Here is a 235-nt window from a genome sequence, read left to right as displayed (position 1 = left end):
ACTAAATGCTGGCAACTGACAATAAGGGTTGCGCTCGTTGCGGGACTTAACCCAACATCTCACGACACGAGCTGACGACAGCCATGCACCACCTGTATCTGCGTCCCCGAAGGGAACACCTAATCTCTTAGGTTAGCACAGTATGTCAAGACCTGGTAAGGTTCTTCGCGTAGCTTCGAATTAAACCACATGCTCCACCGCTTGTGCGGGCCCCCGTCAATTCCTTTGAGTTTCA

At 51.5% G+C, this 235-nt stretch carries 1 rRNA gene; it reads right to left on the bottom strand.

From position 1 onward, the window contains the following. Positions 1–235, bottom strand: a 16S ribosomal RNA gene (locus CES79_RS12620); the annotation flags it as partial.

This window comes from Secundilactobacillus silagei JCM 19001, assembly GCF_002217945.1.
Taxonomy (GTDB): domain Bacteria; phylum Bacillota; class Bacilli; order Lactobacillales; family Lactobacillaceae; genus Secundilactobacillus; species Secundilactobacillus silagei.
The sequence above is the reverse complement of the archived record's forward strand: the minus strand, read 5'-3'. Positions and strand labels throughout refer to the sequence as shown.